Annotated in this window: 14 protein-coding genes; 7 read left to right on the top strand and 7 right to left on the bottom strand. The window is 72.4% G+C overall.

Translation table 11 applies throughout. The annotated features are described in order from the left end of the window. Positions 1–57 precede the first annotated feature (57 nt). Entirely contained in the window at positions 58–1605 is a 1548-nt protein-coding gene (locus ACZ4NT_RS19930) for an MFS transporter (RefSeq protein WP_467726834.1), read from the top strand. 79 nt (positions 1606–1684) lie between these two features. Here ACZ4NT_RS19930 and ACZ4NT_RS19925 read toward each other — a convergent pair whose 3' ends face one another. After that, positions 1685–2419, bottom strand: a complete 735-nt coding sequence (locus ACZ4NT_RS19925; protein ID WP_467726614.1) for a GbsR/MarR family transcriptional regulator — start codon at positions 2417–2419, stop codon at positions 1685–1687. A gap of 244 nt (positions 2420–2663) precedes the next feature. On the opposite strand from ACZ4NT_RS19925, the gene ACZ4NT_RS19920 reads away from it, so the two are divergent. From ACZ4NT_RS19920 to ACZ4NT_RS19910, 3 genes are all read left to right on the top strand, one after another. Continuing rightward, positions 2664–3329, top strand: a complete 666-nt coding sequence (locus tag ACZ4NT_RS19920) for a DUF4097 family beta strand repeat-containing protein (RefSeq protein WP_467726612.1) — start codon at positions 2664–2666, stop codon at positions 3327–3329. A gap of 77 nt (positions 3330–3406) precedes the next feature. Then, the gene (locus tag ACZ4NT_RS19915) at positions 3407–4369 is read left to right on the top strand and encodes an ATP-binding cassette domain-containing protein (protein ID WP_467726610.1); all 963 of its coding nucleotides are present in this window, start codon (positions 3407–3409) and stop codon (positions 4367–4369) included. Further along, positions 4366–5142, top strand: a complete 777-nt coding sequence (locus ACZ4NT_RS19910) for an ABC transporter permease (RefSeq protein ID WP_121409358.1) — start codon at positions 4366–4368, stop codon at positions 5140–5142. The genes ACZ4NT_RS19915 and ACZ4NT_RS19910 overlap by 4 nt, the downstream gene beginning before the upstream one ends. 115 nt (positions 5143–5257) lie before the next feature. Here the strand turns inward: ACZ4NT_RS19910 and ACZ4NT_RS19905 are convergent, their stop codons facing one another. From ACZ4NT_RS19905 to ACZ4NT_RS19880, 6 genes are all read right to left on the bottom strand, one after another. Next, positions 5258–6109: a GAF and ANTAR domain-containing protein gene (locus ACZ4NT_RS19905; protein WP_121409357.1), complete on the bottom strand. Its 852-nt coding sequence runs from the start codon at positions 6107–6109 to the stop codon at positions 5258–5260. 246 nt (positions 6110–6355) lie between these two features. Continuing rightward, a complete protein-coding gene (locus ACZ4NT_RS19900; RefSeq protein ID WP_467726607.1) occupies positions 6356–7843 on the bottom strand; it encodes a hypothetical protein in 1488 nt (495 codons plus the stop codon). A gap of 290 nt (positions 7844–8133) precedes the next feature. Continuing rightward, positions 8134–8526 (bottom strand): CAP domain-containing protein, encoded by a 393-nt coding sequence (locus ACZ4NT_RS19895; RefSeq protein WP_467726605.1) that lies wholly within the window; start codon positions 8524–8526, stop codon positions 8134–8136. A gap of 546 nt (positions 8527–9072) precedes the next feature. Next, positions 9073–9489, bottom strand: coding sequence for a hypothetical protein (locus tag ACZ4NT_RS19890; protein ID WP_467726603.1), 417 nt, complete (start codon positions 9487–9489; stop codon positions 9073–9075). Between the two features lie 122 nt (positions 9490–9611). After that, a complete protein-coding gene (locus ACZ4NT_RS19885; RefSeq protein WP_467726601.1) occupies positions 9612–10034 on the bottom strand; it encodes an arsenate reductase ArsC in 423 nt (140 codons plus the stop codon). 78 nt (positions 10035–10112) lie between these two features. After that, positions 10113–10481 (bottom strand): metalloregulator ArsR/SmtB family transcription factor, encoded by a 369-nt coding sequence (locus ACZ4NT_RS19880; protein WP_121409352.1) that lies wholly within the window; start codon positions 10479–10481, stop codon positions 10113–10115. A gap of 236 nt (positions 10482–10717) precedes the next feature. Between ACZ4NT_RS19880 and ACZ4NT_RS19875 the strand changes: the two genes are divergently transcribed. From ACZ4NT_RS19875 to ACZ4NT_RS19865, 3 genes are all read left to right on the top strand, one after another. After that, complete coding sequence (locus ACZ4NT_RS19875; RefSeq protein WP_467726599.1) at positions 10718–12085, top strand: NAD(P)-binding domain-containing protein; 1368 nt, start codon at positions 10718–10720, stop codon at positions 12083–12085. A gap of 58 nt (positions 12086–12143) precedes the next feature. Further along, positions 12144–12611: an ArsI/CadI family heavy metal resistance metalloenzyme gene (locus tag ACZ4NT_RS19870; protein ID WP_467726597.1), complete on the top strand. Its 468-nt coding sequence runs from the start codon at positions 12144–12146 to the stop codon at positions 12609–12611. Between the two features lie 101 nt (positions 12612–12712). Continuing rightward, complete coding sequence (locus tag ACZ4NT_RS19865; protein ID WP_121409349.1) at positions 12713–12937, top strand: hypothetical protein; 225 nt, start codon at positions 12713–12715, stop codon at positions 12935–12937. Positions 12938–13081 lie beyond the last annotated feature (144 nt).

Here is a 13081-nt window from a genome sequence, read left to right as displayed (position 1 = left end):
GACGACGGTACGGTCCCGGTGCGGTCGGCACACCAGCAGACGCTCGCCCTCGCGGCCATGATGTTCGCCGTTGCCATGACGTTCATCGATCAGACGATCGTCGCCATCGCGGCCCCGGACATCGTCCGGGAACTGGACCTGTCGACCGCGGGCATCCAGTGGGTGGTCAACGCGTACCTGCTCACCCTGGCGGCGTTCTTCGCGCTGGGCGGGCGGCTGGCGGACCTCTACGGGCCCCGGCGCGTGGTGGTGATCGGCACCCTGGTCTTCGTGATCTCGTCCGTGCTGTGCGGATGCGTTCCGAAGGGGGAGGCGGCACAGGCCTGGCTGATCGCCTTCCGCGCACTGCAGGGAGTGGGGGCGGCCCTGCTGTTCCCGGCGGCGCTGGCCGTCGTGGTGGCGGTCTTCCCCGTCGAACGCCGCGGCCGTGCCCTCGCGCTCTTCTTCGGCCTGTCGGGCGCGCTGACGGCGCTGGGCCCGCTGCTGGGCGGCTGGCTGACGGCATGGACCTGGCGGGCGGTCTTCTGGGTCAACGTTCCCGTGGCCGTGGTCGCGCTGGTCCTCACCGCCCTGGCACACATCCCCGACCGGCGCCGGTCCGGAACCCTGGACGTCCGCGGCGCCGTCCTGATCGCCGTCGGCATGGGCCTGAGCGTGCTGGGCTTCCAGCAGGCCGGCGTCTGGGGCTGGGACAGCGCGGCGACCTGGGCCTGCATCGTCGGCGGCCTGGCGGTGCTCTACGTGTTCGTCCGCTTCGAGCGGGGCGTCCGCCATCCCCTGGTCGACCTGAGGGTGTTCCGCGACAAGGCGTTCTCGGTGGACGTGGCCGTCCTGTTCTTCGCGATGCTCGCCTTCGTACCGCTGTTCTTCTTCGCGTCCGTCTACGCGCAGGTGTCCCTGAGCGCCTCGCCGAACCAGGCGGCCCTGTTCCTGCTGTACTTCTTCGCGGGCTTCGCCATCGCCTCGCAGTGGGGCGGCCGGATCCTGGACAAGCAGGGAGCCCGCCCGGCCCTCAAGATCGGAACGGCGCTGGGCGCGGCGGGCTTCGCCCTGTGGGCCGGCAAGATGACGGACCTGTCGATGCACGACCAGTGGCCCTACGCGGCCCTGGCCGGTGCCGGAATCGGCTTCATCCTCGCGCCCGCCTCCACGGACGCGGTCAACCGCGCCATCGGGGCGTCCTACGGAGAGGTCACCGGCATCACCCAGACGGTGCGCAACTACGCGGCGAGTGTGGGCCTGGCCGTCTTCGGCACCGTCCTGACCCATGTCACGAACGACCGCGTGGTCGACACCCTCGTCGCGCGCGGGGTGCCCGCGGACGAGGCGCACGGAGTGGCGCATGACATCACGCAGGCCGTCACCGGCAACGGCGACGCCAACATGCCCACCGGCAGCGGCCGGACGGCCGAGACGATGCGCGACGCCATGGCGGCCGTGCGCATGGACTTCGCCGAGGCCAACCAGTGGGTGTTCTACGGCATGGCCATCGCACTCGGCATCGGTTTCCTGTGCGCACTGCGCCACCCGGGCGGTCGCGCGGCCGGGGGCGAGCAGGAACCGACGCCGGCCACGGTGTCCGCTGACCGCTCCGCGGATCGCTGACCGCCCGCCTCGCCGGTTTTCGCTCATCGGCGGGCGGGGTGGCTGCCTTCCGGTGAGCGGCCGCTGACCTGGCAGCCACTCAAGTGGTGCTGTCCGGGGGCGGGTCGGACTTCGTGTGGAGGATGTCGCGGGCCTGTTCGGCGGCGCGGGCGATGCTCTCCGAGACGAAGTCGAGGAAGCGGGCGATGTTCTCCAGGCGGACGGCGGCGGGGGTGCCCGGACCGAGGACGCCGACGCCCTGCCGTGCGGTCTCGACGAGTCGGGCGGTGGAGCGGGCGCTGGCCATCATCGACTGATACCAGACGTCGTCGTCGACCACATAGCGGTCCCGGCGGCGTTCGTCGCGCTCGCGGCGCACCAGACCCTGGCTCTCCAGGAACGCGATCGCCTTGGAGATGGACGCCGGGCTTACCTGGAGACGCTCGACGAGCTCCGCGGCCGTCAGGCTGCCGGTGTCGGTGAGGGTGAGGCAGGCCATCACCCGGGCCATCATCGTGGGCGTGCCGGCGGCCATCATGACGGTCGTGAACACCTCCTCGTACGCGCGCACCGCTTCGGCGTCGCGTCCGTAGGGCTGCGGGGCGTTCCTCGTGTCGCGGGGCGCTGTCTGCCTGCGCCGGTGCGCGCGGTGTTCCGTGGCCCGGTGGGCGAGTTCGGCGCGGTAGGCCGTGGGGCCGCCGTTGCGCATCACTTCACGGGTGATCGTCGAGGTCGGTCGGTCCAGGCTCCGCGCGATCTCCGCGTAGGCGAGGCCGTCGGCGAGTCCCAGCGCGATCTGCTGGCGTTCCTGCTGGGTGAGTCTGCCTCCCGGCATCACGGCCTCCTTCGGGGTGTGCGATGCATGCACCTTAGCGTTCATCGGCATGCCATTGCAACGAAGCTAAGGGGAAACGTTGCGTTAGGTGCGAGCCCATTGCAACAAAATCCATCGACTTACCTGCGAATACGGGGTTTTGAGGCAACAAGACTGTTGCCGGAACAGTGAATGCAACGTAGCTTTTCCTTCATCGGAAACGGCGCGGCCCAGACGGGGCCCACCACCGCTGAAGGAGAAGACCATGCAGAAGTTCGACACCCCCACCGCGATCACCGCCGTCCTGGACATCCCCGCCGGGCGCATCCGGTTCATCGCGGCCGACCGCACCGACACCACCGTCGAGGTCCTGCCGGCGCAGCCCGCCAAGAGCCGCGACGTCAAGGCGGCCGAACAGGTCGAGGTCTCCTACGACGACGGCGTCCTGCACGTCACGGCACCCCAGGCCGGGAACCGGCTCCTGGGACACACCGGATCCGTCGAAGTGACCGTCCAACTGCCCGCCGGCTCCCGCATCGAGGCCACCTCGGCGGCCGCCGAACTGCGTGGCGTGGGACGCCTGGGCGAGGTCGCCTTCGACGGCGCCCGGGGCACCGTCAAGCTCGACGAGGCGGCCGGCGCCCGCCTCACCGGCCTGGACGCCGACATCACCATCGGCCGCCTCACCGGCCCCGGCCACGTCACCACCCACAAGGGCGACCTCCACATCGCCGAAGCCGTACGCGGCATCCTCACGCTCGACACCCAGCAGGGCGACATCACCATCGGCGCCGCCCGCGGCGTCTCCGCCACCCTCGACGCCGGCACCACCTACGGCCGCGTCACCAACACCTTCACGAACACGGGCACTCCCGCCCTCACCGTCCACGCCACCACGGCCCACGGCGACATCACCGCCCACGGCAACTGATCCCCGCCCCGCGGCAATCGGCTCGCAGTCCGCGGCAACCCATCGGCACTCGCAGCCTTTCGAAGGAGCTTTCCCTCATGACCAGCTTGGCCATCGCGGCGAACGGGCTGCGCAAGTCCTACGGCGAGAAGACCGTCCTGGACGGCATCGACCTCACCGTCCCGGAAGGCACGATCTTCGCCCTCCTCGGCCCGAACGGCGCCGGCAAGACCACCGCCGTCAAGATCCTCTCCACGCTGATCTCGCCGGACGCCGGCTCCGGCCGGATCAGCGTCGGCGGCCACGAGCTGGCCGCCGAGGCGCAGGCCGCACGTGCGGTGATCGGTGTCACCGGGCAGTTCTCCGCCGTCGACGGCCTGATCACGGGGGAGGAGAACATGCTCCTGATGGCGGACCTGCACCACCTGCCCAAGCAGGAGGGACGCCGGGTCACCGCCGAACTGCTGGAGCGGTTCGACCTGGTCGACGCGGCGAAGAAGCCGGCCTCCACCTACTCCGGCGGCATGAAACGCCGCCTCGACATCGCCATGACCCTCGTCGGCAGCCCCCGCATCATCTTCCTCGACGAGCCCACCACCGGCCTGGACCCCCGAAGCCGCCACACCATGTGGGGCATCATCCGCGAACTCGTCACCGGCGGGGTGACCGTCTTCCTCACCACCCAGTACCTGGAGGAGGCGGACGAACTCGCCGACACCATCGCGGTGCTGCACGACGGCAGAATCGCCGCCGAAGGCACCGCCGACGAGCTCAAGCGGCTCGTCCCGGGCGGACACGTACGCCTCCGCTTCACCGACCCCACCGCCTACCGGAACGCCGCCGACGCCCTCGACGCGGCCACCCGAGACGACGAGGCACTGGCCCTGCAACTGCCCAGCGACGGCAGCCAGCGCGCCCTGCGCACCGTCCTCGACCAGCTGGACGCGGCGGGCGTCGAGGCCGACGAACTGACCGTGCACACCCCCGACCTCGACGACGTCTTCTTCGCCCTGACCGACGGCACCACCGTGCCGAACCAGCCCAAGGAGGCTGTCCGATGAGCTCCCTCTCCCTCGCCGTACGCGACTCGTCCACGATGCTGCGCCGCAACCTCCTGCACGCCCGCCGCTACCCCTCCCTCACCCTGAACCTGCTGCTGACACCCGTGATGCTGTTGCTGCTGTTCGTCTACATCTTCGGCGGCACCATGAGCGGCGGCGCGGGCCGTTCCGCCTACATCGCCTACATCGTCCCCGGCATCCTTCTGATGACCGTCGGCTCCACCACGATCGGCACCGCCGTCTCGGTCTCCACCGACATGAACGAAGGGATCATCGCCCGCTTCCGCACGATGGCCATCCACCGCAGCTCCATCCTGTTCGGACACGTGGTCGGCAGCGTCCTGCAGACGATCATGAGCGTCGTCCTGGTCGGCGCCATCGGTGTGGCCATGGGCTTCCGGTCCACGGACGCCACCGTCCTGGAATGGCTGGCCGCGTTCGGTCTGGTCGCCTTCTTCGCCCTCGCGTTCACCTGGATCGCGGTCGGCATGGGCCTCGGCAGCCCCAACGCCGAGGCCGCCAGCAACAACGCGATGCCGCTGATCCTGCTGCCCCTCATCTCCAGCGCCTTCGTCCCGCTCGACTCGATGCCCGGCTGGTTCCAGCCGATCGCCGAGTACCAGCCCTTCACCCCGGCCATCGAAACCCTGCGCGGACTCCTCCTCGGCACCGAGATCGGCCACAACGGGTGGCTCGCCCTCGCCTGGTGCCTGGCCCTGACCGTCCTCGGCCACCGCTGGTCCAGAGCCCAGTTCAACCGCGATCCCAAGTAGCCGGCATGACGAAGCGGGCCACCGCCCGCCCCCCGTCCGACCCCCACCAGGGCGGCGTACCCCGACGATCGGTCGGAGCACGCCGCCCTGGTCGTGTGCTTTAGTGCCCCGGCGGTCAGCGTGCCCCGGTGCCCGTCGCGTGGAGGTGCTCCAGTGCGTCCAGGACGACGGTGTGCCGGTGCCAGAGCAGCCAGTGGCCCGTCTGGGCGCCCAAGGTGTCGAGGGCGGTGAGCTGGCTGCGGGCGAGGTCCGTCAGCGGGTTTTCGTAGTGCGAGGAGATCAGGCCGAGGACCGTGCCCGTCCGGCTGGTCAGGGGCAGGCTGTGGACGGCCCGGCTGCCCGCGCGAAGGATGGTCTCGCGCGAGTCGGTGTCGAAGATGTCGGAGGCCGCCACGTCCTTCACGGTGACCGGCCGGCCGTCCTGAGCCGCTTGCGCGCAGGCGGTCGTGGAGTCCTGGACGAAGGCGAAGAAGTCGGTGAACTCCCGGCTCAGGCCGGTGTGTTTCTCCAGCCGCAACAGCCCGTTCTCTGCCAGTTGTACGTTGCCCATCGGGGTGTCGGTGATGTGCAGGGCCCGCCGCAACGCGGCCCGGAGTACCGCTCCGTGGCTGTTGCGGCCGTCCTGGTTGAGGTCCAGGCCCGGCAGGGGCGGCGGAGCGTAACGGGCCCGACGGGGGAACCACCGCGCCGCGCCGGTGTCCGGGCCGGCGACGTGCGTGACGGCGTCGGCCAGCGTGTGCATCTTGACGTTGCACCGCTGCGACGTCTGGCGCAGCAGCTCGAACGCGTCCTGCAGGGAGGACATCCGGTAGCGGTCGGCCAGAATCCGCTGCGCGGCGGCGACCCCGGACCGGGCCAGCCGGCGGTTGCGCACCTCGACATCGTCCCGGCGCGTCCCCGGGTCGCTCGTGCCGGCCTGGGGCGTCCCACCGGCCGTCGTCACCTCAGGAGTTGTGCTGCCGGCCATGACGGGGCCTCCCTCGCTGCTTGCAGGAAACGGAGATCCGCGGCGGCGTCCTTCGCGCACCGCGGACGTGCCTGCTTCCCAAGCACCTCTCCCACCATAACCAGGACCGGAACGGCTCCGGCACCTCACCCGTGTACGAGCCCGCGTCCCGTCCGTGGTCCGGGCCGGCCCCGCTGCCGACGGCATCCGGATCGGGCCGCGGCCGGCCGACGGGCGTGCAGCAGCCGTGGCAGACGTCGTCGTCCGTCACTTCGCGCCGAGTCGCCCCGTGGGGAGGAAGTAGGCGCCGTCGGCCGTGGATCCCTTCGGCGTGCCGGGGAAGACCCAGTAGCCGTTCTCCTCGCGCGGGCGGTTGTAGCCGACGTAGCCCACGACCAGTTCGTCCCGGCCGTCGGCGTCGAGGTCGGCCAGGGCCACGTCCCAGCCGAAGAAGTCGCTGTCCGCCTCGTGCGAGGGCCCTCCCGGCAGATCGAGGACGTGTCGGTCGAAGGAGCTCTGCGCCTCGGCCCGCGGGCCCCGCTCGCCCCCGAGGTGGACGGTCACCGTCCCGGCCGGATGGCGGCGTCCGTAGCGCGCCTCGACGAGATCGTCCCGGCCGTCGCCGTTCACATCGCCGATCGCCGCGGCACGCAGGGCCGGGGCGGGAGCGGTCCGGCCGCCGCCCTCCAGGAAGCCCGAGCCGCCGAACCGTACGGTCGTGCCCTGGAGGACGTCGACGGCCCCGTCCCCGTCGAAGTCACCCAGCGAGAGCGGGTCGCCCGCCGGCAGGTCGCCCCACGGCCCGATCCCCGGCGGAGAACCGGCATGGGCGAAGCCCCGGGCGGTGCCGACGTACAGCTCGACGTGGTCGGACACCGGTGGCTCGTCGGCCTCGTCGGACGGATCCGGGTCGCCGACCACCGACTCGGCGAGCAGGTCCGTGAGGCCGTCTCCCGTGAAATCGCCCCAGACCACCTGACGGGGTGTGACCGTACCGCCGAGGGACAGGTCGAGTGCCGTCACCCGGGCCGGATTGCCGTCCGGACCGAACGGTCCGCGCAGCGCGAAGAACGTGTTGCAGCGGTCTTCTCCCAACTGGTCCCACAGGCTGGCCGGCGGCCGGAAGGCCAACGCGTCCGCGGTGCCGTCGCCCTGTACGTCGGTGACCCCACCGGCGTCGAACTCCGGCAGTGTGCGCGAGAGTTCGGAGACGATCGCGATGCCCTGACGGCCGCCGCGGGCGAGGTACTGCACGACACGGACCGCCCGCTTCTCCTTCCTCAGACCGTGCACGACGACGTCGGCGAGGCCGTCACCGTCCAGGTCGGCCGAGGGCAGCACACCGCCCGCTCCGGCACGGGGACTGCCGGGCCGGTCCTGGACGATCGTGCGGCCCCCGGAGAGGAGCGGGACGCCGTGCGAGGGAGGCGTTCTGCCGCCCTCCGTTCCCGGCAGGTAGGCCGGGTTCCGCCGCCAGCCGCCCCCGTCGACGGGCCGGTACCAGCCGTCCACGAAGAGATCCGCGACGCCGTCCCCGTCGATGTCGTCCGATCGTGCACCGGAACCGCCGGAGATCCCTTCACGGGTACTCGTCTCCGCCGTGCCGGCCGCCGGAGGCGTCACGCACTCCGTCGGCACACCGCGTGCGGCCCCGTCGCGCCCGTGCTTCCCGGCTTCGCCCGTACAGCCGTTGCCGCCCGCCGCGAGGACGACGACGGTGCAGCTCAGGGCGAGGACTCGCAGACGCGGGGGCATCGCACGAGTATGCGGCCCGCGCCGCCGCGGGCCAAGGCTTCGCGGACGGCCGTCACGGGGGTGCGGGCGTCGCCCGGCGACGGCCGCACGCGTGCGGGTGGGCGGCTCAGCCCCCGGTCGAGACCGCTCTCGCACCCGGCCGTCCTGGTCAACCTCCCCGGAGTGCACGGGAGTTCACTCCGGGCCCGAAGAGGGGATGGAAGGACGAAGGGCTGAGGCCGTCCCTGTCCGAAGCACAGGCCGGGGGCGGGTGGCGCCGGCGTTCTGCATCCCGGTCCGGCCGCGGCCGGTCAGCGGGGCGATGCCAGCACCAGCGTCCACCAGGGGCCACCCCGCCCGGCCCGCATGCCCGCACCGGCGTCGGCGTACTGGCAGCCGAGGACGATGGCGCGGTGCGCGGGGCTGTCCAGCCACGCCCGGACGGCGTCCTCCGCACCGGCGGGTCCGGCCGTGAGGGCCTCGCCCGTCAGTGCGGCGCGGTATCCGGCGGCCCGCAGACGGTCGTCCGTGGTGCTGCCGCCGCTGCCGGTGTGGGACAGGCGCCGGTGGCGGGCCATGTCCGCGCTGTGCCGGCGGGCGGCCCGCCCGAGCGCGGGGTTCGCCCGCACCGCGGGGCAGCCGGCCCGCTCGCGGGCGCGGTTGACGGCCGCGATCACCGCCGTCTCGGAAGGTGCGCGCAGCACCGGCAGGACGGGCGGCCAACGGCCCGGCCCCACGGTCGCCGGCCACCACGGAACCGGGTGACGCGGCGGCCCCGTGACCGGCGGCGACCCTCTCCCTGACAGCGCTCCGGGTACCGGCGACGACCCCGCCCAGGACGGCGGATCGGGCACCGGCGGCGACTCCGCCCGGGACGGCGCCGCAAGAGCCCACAGCACCGTGACTGCGGCAACGGCGAAAGCGGTGACGCTGCGGGCTCCGGCCGCCATGGCTCCACCTCTTCTCGGCACGGTCCAGGACCTCGTCGAAGACCGGTGTGTACGCGGACACGAGAGGGGTTCATTCTTCGTGCCGTCACCTGTCCGCGCCGCCGCAGCCGGTCCGTCCGGGCCAACGCCGCCCGCCGCTCGGGGTACGGCCTCTTCCTGGCCCCGACCTGTCGCAGGGGTGCGGCACGTGGCGTGCAGGACAGCGGCGATGCAGGACACCCGCGTTGCGGGACACCGGCATCGCGGAACCGTGGTGTTCCGGGCGGCCCGCACGGCGGCCCGCCCGCGGGGGAGCCGGCGTCACTGCCCCAGCAGCCGTCCGATGTGCTCGGCCGTCTTCTCGCCCGCCCGCTGCTTGATCAGGCCCTCCTTGGCGGCGGCCCGCACCCGTACGCCGGTGCCGTGCGCTTCCTTGGCGCTCAGCACGGCGGTGACGAGCACCGGGTTCAGGCCGCCGAATCCGCCGCCGGCCATCACGCGCAGCGCCGCTCGGTCGGTGCCGCTCTCCACCGGCCACGGACTGTTTCCGCCACCCGCCTCGGCAAGGGCCCGGCGTACGCGTTCGAGGGCGGCGGCGAAGGGCAGCGGCAGCACCAGATCCAGCTCGCCGACGTTCTTCTTCAGGCGCTTGGCCGTGAACATCGCGCCACGGCGGCCCTGCCCGGCGAGCGCGCCCAGGGCCTGGATCAGCAGTTCGTCCTCGGACTGGTCAGGCATCCGCTTTTTCCCCCACTTCGGTGCAACGGCTTCGGTGCACGGCAACTGAGCGCATCCTGCCTCCTGTCACCGGCCGGCGTGGCGGGCGGGGGTGCCGTGATGCGGCCGTGCGGGGTGGGTGTTCAGGCGGCGGGCGCGGGGGCGATCTCCGCGATGAGGGCCTCGACCAGGGTCTTGATCTCGTCGCGGATGGGCCGTACGGCCTCCACGCCCCGACCCGCCGGGTCCTCGAGCTGCCAGTCGAGGTAGCGCTTGCCGGGGAAGACGGGGCAGGTGTCACCGCAGCCCATGGTGATGCAGACGTCCGAGGCGCGGACCGCGTCCACGGTGAGCATCTTCGGGCTGTTCGCGGAGATGTCGATGCCCACCTCGGCCATCGCCTCCACCGCGGCGGGGTTGACCTTCTCGCCGGGGGCGGAGCCGGCGGAGCGGACCTCGACGCGGTCCCCGGCCAGGTGGGTGAGCCAGGCGGCGGCCATCTGGGAGCGCCCGGCGTTGTGGACGCAGACGAACAGGACGGACGGCTTGCCGGAATTCTCGGGCATGAACAACTCTCTCGTCTCAACGTTCGAAGGGCCGGGTCGCACCGGCCCGCACCGGGCTGCGGATGGCCCGGGCCGGGGTCAGGGGCGCAGGTCGAGCAGGGCGGACATGGCCGCCACCACGGACGGCGCGACCCGGTAGTACACCCAGGTGCCGCGCCGCTCGGAGGTCAGCAGTCCGGCCTCGCGCAGCTTCTTCAGATGGTGGGAGACGGTCGGCTGCGAGACGCCCACGTCGGCGATGTCGCACACGCAGGCCTCCCCGCCCTCGTGCGAGGCGATCTTGGAGAACAGGCGCAGCCGCACCGGATCGGAGAGCGCCTTGAACATGGCCGCCATCTTCTCCGCGTCGGTCTGCGACAGCTCCGCCGAGGTGATCGGCGGGCAGCACGGGACGACGTCCTGCTCCGGCTGCAGGACCGGGAGCTCCACCACCTGAGAATTCGACATGCGTCTATGTTGACAGTCATCGATACCGGTGGCAAGCTCCAGACATCGACAGACATCGATACCTGTCGAAACAAGAAGCCTCGGCCGGGGCCGGAGCAGCCGTCACGGAGACGGCGTGAGCACACACCCCGGTCCCGGATCCGCCCCGAGTGGCCGGCGCGACCGGCCGCCGCCCCGCCCCTGTGAGGGCAGCCCGTCCGCCGCCCTCTTTCCGTGCCATGAGGAGACCCACCGCCATGAGCGAGCAGCAGCTTCCCGTCGTCGTCATCGGGGCCGGCCCGGTGGGTCTGGCCGCCGCCGCCCACCTGCGCGAGCGGCAGCTGGAGGCCCTGGTCCTGGAATCGGGCCCGGTCGCCGCCCACGCCGTACGGGAGTGGTCCCACGTCCGGCTGTTCTCCACCTGGGGCGAGGTGACCGACCCGGCCGCCGAGAAGCTGCTCGCCCCCACCGGCTGGAGCCGCCCCGACGCGGCGACCTACCCCACGGGCGGGGACTGGGCCGAGCACTACCTGCAGCCGCTGGCCGACGCCCTCGGCGACCACGTCCGCTACGGCGTGACAGTCACCGGTGTCTCCCGGGCCGGCCGCGACCGCATCGTCGACGCCGACCGGGAAGACCAGCCCTTCGTCGTGCACTTCACCACCGCGGACGGCCGCGAGGAGAGAGTCCTCGCCCGAGCCGTCGTCGACGCCTCCGGGACCTGGAGCACGCCCGGTCCGGCCGGCGGCAGCGGACTGCCCGCCCTGGGCGAGAAGGCGGCCGCCGACCGCGTCACCTACCGCGTCCCCGACCTCGACGATCCCGCCGTACGCGCCCGCTACGCCGGCAAGCGCACCGCGGTCATCGGATCCGGCGCCTCCGCCTTCACCGCGCTCGCGACGCTCGCCGGCCTCGCCCGGGACGAGCAGGACACCCACGCGCTGTGGATCCTGCGCCGCGGCATCGGCGGCGCCACCTTCGGCGGCGGCGAAGCCGACCAGCTGCCCGCCCGCGGCGCCCTCGGACTGGCCGCCAAGCGGGCCGTCGACAACGGCCACGCCGACGCCGTGACGGGCTTTCGCACCGCAGCCGTCGAGCGCGACGACGACGGACGACTGATCCTCATCGGCGAGGACGGCCGCCGCCTTGAGCCCGTCGACGAGGCCATCGTGCTGACCGGCTTCCGCCCCGACCTGTCCTTCCTGTCCGAGATCCGCCTCGGCCTCGACGAGCGCCTGCAGGCACCCACCGCCCTGGCCCCGCTCATCGACCCCAACCAGCACTCCTGCGGCACCGTCTACCCGCACGGCCACCGCGAGCTCTCCCACCCCGAGCAGGGCATCTACCTGGTCGGCATGAAGGCCTACGGCCGCGCCCCCACCTTCCTGGCCCTGACCGGCTACGAGCAGGTCCGCTCCGTCACCGCCGCGATCGCCGGCGAGAAGGAAGCAGCCGACCGCGTCGAACTCACCCTCCCCGAAACCGGCGTGTGCGGCGGCGCCGGCCTCTTCGACGACCCCGGCGCGCAGGAGGACGCCGGCGGCTGCTGCACCCCCGCCCCGTCCCTCGTGCAGATCGGCACCGCCCCCGGCCCGCAGGCACCCCCCGGCGGCTGCGGCGCCTGAGACACCCCCGGTGCCCGGCACCACGGCCGGGCACCACCTCTCGAACAGGAGGACCGTCATGTCCCGAGTCCAGCTCGCCCTGCGCGTTCCCGACCTCGATGCCTCCATCGCCTTCTACAGCAAGCTGTTCGACACCCGGCCGGCCAAACTCCGCGACGGCTACGCCAACTTCGCCATCGCCGAGCCCCCGCTCAAGCTCGTCCTCATCGAAGGCACCCCGGGACAGGACACGCGGATGGACCACCTCGGAGTCGAGGTGGAGAGCACCGAAGCCGTCCACGCCGCCACCGACCGCCTGGCCGGACAGGGCCTGGCAACCGACGTGGAGAACGACACCACCTGCTGTTACGCCCTGCAGGACAAGGTGTGGGTCCACGGCCCCGGCCGGGAGCCGTGGGAGGTCTACACGGTCAAGGCCGACGCCGACACCCTGGCCCGGCAGCAGGACAGCACCTGCTGCGCCACCGCCGAACCGGCCGCCGACGCCCCGGAAACGGCACCGGCCGCAGGCGTGAACTGCTGCTGAGGACACCCCGCGCCGCCCCGGACCGCCTCCGGCCCCCCACCGGCGTCACTCCCGTCCCGAATTACCCGGGTGCCGCGCGACGTGCGGGGTAGGTTCCGGCCATGAGCGATGTCGTGGACTCTGACGAGCTGCTGCGCCGGATCCAGCGTGCCCGGGACTGGGCCGCGCAGGAGGAACGGCACTACAAGACCCGCCCCGAAGGATCCGAGGACGGCCCCGGCGCACGGGAGGCGGACCTGCTGGCCTGCGCCTACGAGGCGGTCCGCAAGGCCCTGGACGAGGTCGTCAACCCGGGAAGCAACGCCCCCGACCAGCACCGGGGGTGAACGTGCCGGTCGCACCCGTCCCGCCTGCGGGACTGTTGCCGGCGCGCCCGCCTGCGCGAAGGGGGGTGTGTCGGGCCGCCCGGCGGTTGGTCCACCCCGTGGAGTCCTCCGCGCCTCACGCCCTTGACAGGCGGAGAGGCACGC

The organism is Streptomyces sp. NPDC026417 (genome assembly GCF_055567695.1).
The sequence above is the reverse complement of the archived record's forward strand: the minus strand, read 5'-3'. Positions and strand labels throughout refer to the sequence as shown.

What these genes read in the sequence shown, in the direction of transcription:
- ACZ4NT_RS19930 (WP_467726834.1), top strand. Translation starts at nt 58, where the DNA reads ATGATGTTCGCCGTTGCCATGACGTTCATCGATCAGACGATCGTCGCC.
- ACZ4NT_RS19925 (WP_467726614.1), bottom strand. Translation starts at nt 2,419, where the DNA reads ATGCCGGGAGGCAGACTCACCCAGCAGGAACGCCAGCAGATCGCGCTG.
- ACZ4NT_RS19920 (WP_467726612.1), top strand. Translation starts at nt 2,664, where the DNA reads ATGCAGAAGTTCGACACCCCCACCGCGATCACCGCCGTCCTGGACATC.
- ACZ4NT_RS19915 (WP_467726610.1), top strand. Translation starts at nt 3,407, where the DNA reads ATGACCAGCTTGGCCATCGCGGCGAACGGGCTGCGCAAGTCCTACGGC.
- ACZ4NT_RS19910 (WP_121409358.1), top strand. Translation starts at nt 4,366, where the DNA reads ATGAGCTCCCTCTCCCTCGCCGTACGCGACTCGTCCACGATGCTGCGC.
- ACZ4NT_RS19905 (WP_121409357.1), bottom strand. Translation starts at nt 6,109, where the DNA reads ATGGCCGGCAGCACAACTCCTGAGGTGACGACGGCCGGTGGGACGCCC.
- ACZ4NT_RS19900 (WP_467726607.1), bottom strand. Translation starts at nt 7,843, where the DNA reads ATGCCCCCGCGTCTGCGAGTCCTCGCCCTGAGCTGCACCGTCGTCGTC.
- ACZ4NT_RS19890 (WP_467726603.1), bottom strand. Translation starts at nt 9,489, where the DNA reads ATGCCTGACCAGTCCGAGGACGAACTGCTGATCCAGGCCCTGGGCGCG.
- ACZ4NT_RS19885 (WP_467726601.1), bottom strand. Translation starts at nt 10,034, where the DNA reads ATGCCCGAGAATTCCGGCAAGCCGTCCGTCCTGTTCGTCTGCGTCCAC.
- ACZ4NT_RS19880 (WP_121409352.1), bottom strand. Translation starts at nt 10,481, where the DNA reads ATGTCGAATTCTCAGGTGGTGGAGCTCCCGGTCCTGCAGCCGGAGCAG.
- ACZ4NT_RS19875 (WP_467726599.1), top strand. Translation starts at nt 10,718, where the DNA reads ATGAGCGAGCAGCAGCTTCCCGTCGTCGTCATCGGGGCCGGCCCGGTG.
- ACZ4NT_RS19870 (WP_467726597.1), top strand. Translation starts at nt 12,144, where the DNA reads ATGTCCCGAGTCCAGCTCGCCCTGCGCGTTCCCGACCTCGATGCCTCC.
- ACZ4NT_RS19865 (WP_121409349.1), top strand. Translation starts at nt 12,713, where the DNA reads ATGAGCGATGTCGTGGACTCTGACGAGCTGCTGCGCCGGATCCAGCGT.